Source organism: Halalkalibacter oceani (genome assembly GCF_023715605.1).
Taxonomy (GTDB): domain Bacteria; phylum Bacillota; class Bacilli; order Bacillales; family Bacillaceae_D; genus Halalkalibacter; species Halalkalibacter oceani.
Map to the genome: position 1 here is coordinate 36,073 of NZ_JAMBOL010000027.1, position 7,297 is coordinate 43,369.

Below are 7,297 nucleotides of genomic sequence, written 5' to 3' on the forward strand. Positions count from 1 at the left end.
ATAAGGGATTGAAACAGAAGAATCAATGAACTCTTGTAGTTGTTGAAATAGCCTCAGTGTTTACAAACGCTTAGCAGCATTCCTACTGAGAATATTACTTAAATAAGGAGCGGGAAATGTAATGGATATAAATAAAATTCTCAAGTCATTGCAATCAAAAAGACCTTTATTTCATTCAGAGGCAGACTTTCAACATGCTTTAGCCTGGGAAATTCAAAGGTTGTATCCTCAGGCTGAAATAAGATTAGAGTTTAATTACCCTAATACATCGAAGAATTTTTACCTTGATATATGGGTCAAGTTAGAGGATATCTTTGTTCCCATAGAATTAAAATACAAAACTGATGCATCTACTTTTCTGGTTGAAGGAGAACAATTTAGCCTTAAGTACCACGGGGCACAAGATTGGGGAAGGTATGATTTTAGTTCTAATAATTTTATTCTCATTACTTTCATCCAAAACTTTAAAATACACAAGAGGAGTTAATTAATATGAAGAAATGCATCATTGGTATTGCTATAATAGCAACAATCCTATCAGGTTGCTCAGTTGCCGAGCTTATTGATAGTCCCAGACAAGGGATGAGCCCAACCGAGAATATCGAATTTCGTAACCCTTTTGAAGAAAAGTTAAAAGGTACAAATGAAACAGAACAGAAAACGGACAACTTTAACTACACATATTGGCCAACAGAACCCAACCTTGCATTAAGTCCTGGTGAAGTTAGTCGAGTAATTGATGGGGACACAATTGTTATAAGTGATGGGACACGAATCAGGTTCACTGGGATTGATACTCCTGAAATAAATAGCAACAGTACTCTAGCCCCTGAGCCATTGGCCGAAGAAGCTAAACAGTTTGTAGAAGGTATTATACAAAATCAAACAATCTTCCTAGAAATCGATCCTGAACATCCTTATGACCCATATGAACGGACATTGGCCTATATTTGGATTGATGACAAAGATAACCAAGAACTTAGTATGTTGAATGCGATGTTGGTCGAAGCCGGTCTAGCCAATGCATTGACAATCGAGCCGAACACTACTTATTCACATATTTTTGAGGAATTAGAAAAAAATGCAATCTCTAAAAAATTAGGAATTTGGAAATAAATTCTTGACAATGACAGTTATTGTTTTTATCATGTTTACATAAAGAATACTATTCGTTATCAAATTTTATAAGGAGCGTTACTATGAAAACAATTGCTGTCATTGGCGGAAGTCAAGAACAAACTTATCAATCAATTGGATATGAATTAGGTTTGGGGTACCGCCAACATTTTGACATAAAACCCACGCTAATACATTTTTTACCATAAAAAAACCGATATCCCTTACTCTAAGGGTATCGGTTCAGGGTTTTATCGATCTAAAGGTCTTAAAGAGTTGAGTCCCGTCATTCTTTTTATATCAAAATTGTACTCTCCTAAAAAGTTAATATGCTCCCACCCTAATGGCGAAATATGTTTTATCATCTGATCTTGTAATATCCCTTTTTCACTCATGACTTTTGTTGCTTCGGTGAGGTAAACCGTGTTCCAAACGCTTATCGCATTAATTAATATGTTTAAAGCACTTGCTCGCTGAAGCTGGTCTTGTAGTGCTCTTTCCCTGAGTTCGCCTCGTTTTCCAAAAAATAAAGCTCTGGCTAAGGCATTCATAGCCTCTCCTTTGTTTAATCCTCGTTGAATTCGACGACGTATCGCTTCATTTGAAATATAGTCTAATATGAAGATAGTTTTTTCAATCCTACCCATTTCACGGAGTGCTGTAGCCAAACGATTTTGCCTTGAATAGGACCTCAACTTTCCCATAATAAGTGAACCAGAAACTTTCCCTTCCCGAATGGAGTGGGCTAGACGTAAAACGTCATCATAGTTTTCTAGAATAACCTTTGTATTAATACGCCCTCGTAGTAGTTTTTCTATTGTTGGAAACTCACCAGGCTTATCTATTACGTATAGTCGAGTATCAGACAGATCTCGAAGGCGAGGTGCAAAACGAAAACCAAGTAGATGGCTCAGTCCAAAAACTTGATCAGTATAACCTGCAGTGTCTGTGTAATGTTCTTCAATATTTAATTCAGATTCATGATGCAGTAACCCGTCTATCACATGAACGGCATCACGAGCATTGGTATTAATGACTTTTGTGAAGTAAGAAGAAAACTGATCACTTGTGAATCGATAAATTGTAGCTCCTTTACCAGAACCATAATGAGGATTTGATTCTGCATGTAGAGAAGACACGCCAACTTGCACACGCATACCATCTGAAGAGGAAGTACTTCCATCTCCCCAATAAGTAGATAAAGCAAGCTGATGATGGAAATTCACAAGTGTTGCCTGAGCTTTATTCATCGCATCGTCATAAAGACGCCACTGTGAAGCATGAGCCATTTGGTGATAGTTAATTCCGGGTGTAGCATCTGCCATTTTTGTTAAGCCAATGTTTGTCCCCATCGCCATAAGCGCGGCCAATAAAATCGACTTTTCCTCTCCTTTGGGAGGACGGCTTGAAGAAGCATGAATAAATTGTTCGTCAAAACCTGTCCAACTTGCGACTTCCATTAGCAGATCCGTTAGTTTTATCCGTGGCAACATGCTGTATAGGGATGAACTAAACGCCTTTGCATCTTCGGGCGTATCCTTTTCGAGGCGGTCAATGCGAAATTTTCCCTTTTCTATACTGACACCCTCTAGTTCATCAACGTTTTCGGACATGGCTTGCAGCCGTTTTCGTAGAGAATCCATTCTTTCGTTCAAATATTCTTCAGCTGAACTGCTTACAGCAAGGCGATTATGATGTAAATCAGTTTCTAACCATTCTTCTTTTGGAATTAGATACTCTTCAAAATCTTTATGTTGTTTACTGCCTTGAACAGATACATCTCCAGATCGAATATGATTTCGTAATTCAGTTAATGCTGCCATTTCATAATAATGACGATTGATGCTTCCATCATCGTCATATACGTGTTTCTGCCACCGGTTAGAGACAAACCCAAGAGGAGCTCCTTCTGGAATTTTTCGTTTACCTGAATAATTCAAATTTTTAATAATATCTAGTGCTTCCATCAATGGTTTGGCTGATTGGGTCGATTGAAATTCTAGTGATTTAAGTAAAGTAGGCGTATATTTTCGAAGATAAAAAAATCGTTTTTCTAAAAGATCTAAATAATCATAGTCGATAGGACGTGATAATTGTTTGGCTTCTTCCACCGATGCAATCATTTTCTCCCAGGACATGACGGTTTCTAGTGTAGTAAATGGATCTAATCTTTCATTTCTTGCCTTTATTAGTGCAGCACCGATGTCAGCAAACTGTATGATTTTTTCATTAATTGTTTTACCGTTTTTGTCTCTGCATTTCTTCTTGGGCCTTACGGCCCTTTGACTGCAAGATCATAATTTGGCGATCGTGGATTTCAATGGCTTGATCAATTAAGTCTTGACTGAGATTTAAGAGATAAGCCACAAGAATGGCATATTTTTTAGACTCATTAAATCTTCGGAAGGAATGAGGTTCATATCGCGCACCTAAACGCGACAATTGAAGAAGCCGGTTCGGGTGTATGTCATTACAATCAATAGATAACTCAAGTTTTTTCACATACTCTAATCGTTGAGACCGCGATAATATTTTATATATTTTTTGTTCAGCTCGATGACGTGTTTGCCAAACCAGACGTTCAATCGTCGACATAGCTGGAAGAATAATTTTTCGCTTCTTCATTTCTTCGATAGCCGTCCTAATCAAATACATTGAGTTCTCATTTTCCATTGCATGACTTAGTAAAGAAGAAGAGATGTTACGATATTCTCTTACTGAGAAGTTCTTATAACCATACTCTTTCCGAATTTCAACCATATGTTCATGCTTAGTTTGTTCCCGTTCAGCATATGATTGAAATTCCAGGGGATCTACCTTAATTTGATTGGCAATAAACCGTAAAACTGACTTAGGTATTTCTTTAACATCCGATAATGTCCATCCCGGAAAGCGAAACAGACATAACTGAACGGCAAATCCAAGTCGATTATAGTCTCGTCTTCGACGTTTAATCACTTCTAAATCATGTGGTGATAAAGTGTAGGAGGTAGCTATTTCCCACTCACTAATATCAGCTGGAATTGTCATGAAATCTATGCGTTGTTCATGTGTAAGTAGTTCTCTTGCTCTCAAATACAAGATAGTTCCTCCTGTTCATTTCTATATACGTTCTATAGCTCGATACAACACCGATTTACTAACACCAGTCATATCAGAAATCTCTTTTATACTGTACTCCTTAGAAGCATGTAGTTTTAATGCTCGTTCTACTAATTTTGGATCCTTAACTGGTCTTCCGCCCTTTCTACCTCTAATTCTTGCGGATTGTAAGCCTGCTTTAGTGCGTTCGCTGATGATATCCCGTTCTAACTCAGCAATACTTGCCATGGTACGGAAGAAAAAACGACCCATTGCATTTGATGTATCAATGTTGTCTCTTATAGAAACAAAATTCACTTTTCTTTCCTCAAAGGTTTCTGCTAGTTCAATTAAGTGCTTAGTAGATCTTGAGATACGATCTAGTTTATAGACAACCACTGTATCTCCTTCACTTATTGCTTTTAAGAGTTGCTCTAATTCTGAACGCTCTTTTTTTGTTCCCGTTATTTTTTCTTTGTAGATAACAGCTGCCCCGGCCTTTTGTAATGCATCCATTTGTAATTCTAAATTTTGATCTTGAGTAGAAACTCGGGCATATCCAAAAATTTTCCCCATTCTATTCCCCTCCTAAAATTAATTATTCCCTAATACGGGAGTGCCGTCAATTTTAGGGAAAAAGTTAAAGGGAATAGTTTAGGGAACGGTAAATAGTCTAAAACTACGTAAATTTAAGCATGCGAAAAAAATCCCTAAAACATTCGTTTAAGGGACTTGCCTTCATCAATTTACAATAGGTTCCATTATTGAATAGAAGAATGTCTCATAAATTAACGAAGATGATTGAGCTCTGACTAAGAGCAATTAGAAGTCCTTCTCGTTAAGAAGGTTATAAAATGTAGCAAATTGAACACGGATGGGACAGATCAAAGTTTTTTTGAGAATAAATAGGGAAAAGTTACAAATAATAAAATCATCATTAATGAAAATGGAGATGAATGATATGTCAGATACAAATCAAATGCCTCGGGAAGAAGGAATAGATCATAGCTTTAGCCTTATGAGAGAAGGATATATGTACATTTTGAACAGACGTCAAAGTTTTAATTCTAATGTTTTTGAGACTCGATTACTTGGAAAGAAAGCTATCTGTATGGTAGGAAAAGATGCTGCAGAAGTTTTTTATGACACTGAGAAATTCAAAAGGAAAGATGCAGCACCGAACCGGGCGGTTCAAACATTATTCGGGAAGAATGGTGTTCAGGCGTTGGATGGACAAGATCACAAACATCGGAAGGAAATGTTTATGTCCATCATGTCTCCTGAGGGACTTCAAAGCCTAACAGACATCACAAAAAAACAGTGGAAGACAGCACTAAATAAATGGGAACAGATGGATGAAGTTATTCTTTATGAAGAAGTAAAAGAAGTCCTGTGCAGAACAGCCTGCCAGTGGGCAGGCGTCCCGTTGGAAGAAGACGATGTTAAAGAAATGACAAAAGACTTGGCCGCGATGTTCGAGTCTCCGGCTGCAGTTGGCCCAAACCATTGGTTAGGGAGAAATGCACGGAATAAAGTAGAAAATTGGATTGGTGAGTTGGTTGATAAGGTGCGTAACGGGGAAATAAATCCTCCAGAAGATACAGCTTTACATAGATTTGCCTGGCATCGCGATTTAGAAGGGAATCTTCTGGATACTGAGACTGCTGCTGTGGAAGTGATCAATATCTTGAGACCTATTGTTGCGATCGCGATATTCATCAATTTCACTGCGCTGGCATTGCATCATTTTCCAGAAGAAAGGGAGAAACTTGAATCCCATGATGAAAAATATGCTCAGATGTTTGTACAGGAAGTTCGCCGTTTTTATCCGTTTTTTCCGTTTGTCGTAGCATTGGTAAAAAAAGATTTCATCTGGAAGGGCTATAAATTTGAAGAAGGCACATTAACTTTACTGGATCTTTATGGTACAAATCATGACCCTGAAATTTGGGAAAATCCTGATTTGTTCAGTCCTGATCGGTTTGCTAAATGGGAAGGAAGCCCATTTGGCTTCATTCCGCAAGGTGGTGGTGATTACTTTATGGGTCATCGCTGTGCTGGAGAGTGGGTCACCATTGAAGTCATGAAAGTAAGTCTTGATTATCTAGCCAACCAAATGGAATATGAAGTTCCTAACCAGGATTTAAGTTACAGCATGGTGAGCATACCAAGTATTCCCCAAAGTAAAGTAGTTATTGAAAATGTTAAGAGAAGGATATAATAATTTCCTACTCTTCTCAATTAGCGTGAGTATTTTACTTTTAGTTAAACAAGACAACTATATAGTTGATTCCTTTACAGGAAATAGACTTATTAAAATTATAGTTTGCCTAGCGTAAAAATCCCCAATTTTTGCGGTACATAAAAGTTTAAGGCTATATGAAAGGCCAAAGAAAAAGCCAGCATGACCATAAGGTTTTGCGGGCTTTTTCTTCATCTATCCTGGTAAAGGAGAAATATAGTAATGCAATAAGTACTTGACCACCCATCAGTTGCCGATTACTCGTAAAAAAATACTTGCATGGATAGCCCCTGTAATTACCATACTGAACATTAGATCGCATTACGATTTGGTCCAGTTCTTTCAAGAGGATGAAGAAGTATCTGCAAGAAATAAGATGTACATAAACAATTAAGATTGTTATGTCTAGCAATTTTTCTTTTTCCCATCTAAGTCGTATTTATTCTAATATAGGATTTCTTTGAACTCTCAAACATGGACACTTAGTCTTTTTAGCAAACAGTTTAGATAACAAGGTAGGTTGTAACTTTACATTAAGTGAACAAGGAAGTGATTTCGCTGTCTGTATATTTGGATTAAAATAAGTATTGAGGAGATAAATAAAAAAATTCTCAGTATATCTGTGGTAAATTTAAACGCTGGTAAAAGTTAAAAAAAATGTTATAATACATATAGGGGTATATCTATTATAGGGGGAGAGAGGAATCTTTGATGGACATAAATTATCTTATTAACTCAAACTTCGCACCTAAATAATTAGATGAGGTTGTTGATTTTGTTTGGGTTCTCCCTATTTCAATAGGAGCCTTGACATTATGCTTCATAAATACAAAAAACACCTCATTCTTTGGTATAGTG

5 protein-coding genes and 1 pseudogene are annotated in these 7,297 nt (G+C 37.0%); 4 read left to right on the forward strand and 2 right to left on the reverse strand.

What is annotated here, in order from left to right:
- The first annotated feature begins 121 nt into the window (after positions 1-121).
- From M3202_RS18615 to M3202_RS22450, 3 genes are all read left to right on the forward strand, one after another.
- Positions 122-487, forward strand: coding sequence for a hypothetical protein (locus M3202_RS18615; protein WP_251224747.1), 366 nt, complete (start codon positions 122-124; stop codon positions 485-487).
- A gap of 5 nt (positions 488-492) precedes the next feature.
- Positions 493-1,116, forward strand: coding sequence for a thermonuclease family protein (locus M3202_RS18620; RefSeq protein ID WP_251224748.1), 624 nt, complete (start codon positions 493-495; stop codon positions 1,114-1,116).
- A gap of 83 nt (positions 1,117-1,199) precedes the next feature.
- Positions 1,200-1,325, forward strand: coding sequence for a hypothetical protein (locus tag M3202_RS22450; RefSeq protein WP_285890611.1), 126 nt, complete (start codon positions 1,200-1,202; stop codon positions 1,323-1,325).
- A gap of 42 nt (positions 1,326-1,367) precedes the next feature.
- On the opposite strand, the pseudogene M3202_RS18625 reads toward M3202_RS22450, so the two are convergent.
- Both M3202_RS18625 and M3202_RS18630 read right to left on the reverse strand, forming a co-directional pair.
- Positions 1,368-4,197 (reverse strand): annotated as a pseudogene (locus M3202_RS18625) (Tn3 family transposase).
- Positions 4,198-4,218: 21 nt separating this feature from the next.
- A complete protein-coding gene (locus tag M3202_RS18630) occupies positions 4,219-4,773 on the reverse strand; it encodes a recombinase family protein (RefSeq protein ID WP_251224749.1) in 555 nt (184 codons plus the stop codon).
- A gap of 385 nt (positions 4,774-5,158) precedes the next feature.
- On the opposite strand from M3202_RS18630, the gene cypC reads away from it, so the two are divergent.
- Positions 5,159-6,418 carry a CYP152 family fatty-acid peroxygenase CypC gene (cypC, locus tag M3202_RS18635; RefSeq protein ID WP_285890612.1) on the forward strand — a complete coding sequence of 420 codons (1,260 nt, stop codon included), beginning with the start codon at positions 5,159-5,161 and terminating at the stop codon, positions 6,416-6,418.
- The last annotated feature ends 879 nt before the right edge of the window (positions 6,419-7,297 follow it).